Annotated in this window: 1 protein-coding gene; it reads left to right on the top strand. The window is 54.0% G+C overall.

The window, feature by feature from the left end; genetic code table 11:
- Positions 1 to 162 precede the first annotated feature (162 nt).
- A partial coding sequence (locus AC1RPQ_RS07840) for a hypothetical protein (RefSeq protein WP_481762240.1) occupies positions 163 to 533 on the top strand: 371 nt, incomplete at its 3' end.

Below are 533 nucleotides of genomic sequence, written 5' to 3' on the forward strand. Positions count from 1 at the left end.
GTGTACTGTGCTGACTGCGAGAACCTTGTATGCCACACGAGTCATCCTGTTGGGCTTGTGCTGTGCACCTCGTGTTTGAGAGAACGCGAGCTGGAAGAAGAAAAGCTTGACGAACAGGACTAGGCTCGTTATAGTCCAGCAATCTACAAACAGGAGAGCTTTATGACGCAGGTACGGAAGATCAGGGACTGGGATAAACTGGAGAACGGCGGCTGCTACTGGTTCACAATTACCTCGGATCGCGGTGACCGAAAGTTCTATTCGCAGGTTGCTGTCGTCAACGGTAATCCGCTGTTGATCAATGCGCGGGACGCCGTTCCGTTCGAAGAATATGCGTCGAAAGTGCTTTATGCACAAGAACAGGGCCCTATTCCGACTGCGATCAACAGGGCGCATGCTCTGGATAGAGCTGGTATGCATGAGGCTGGTACCGCAGTGCTGCGTGCCGCATACGACGAACTGGACGACGTGCAGCTTCGGACCCGCATTCAGGTCCTGCGTGATCTGGGTGGCCGCTGGAATGATCATTACGC

The organism is Dellaglioa sp. CoH-57-MRSF-21 (assembly GCF_056781915.1).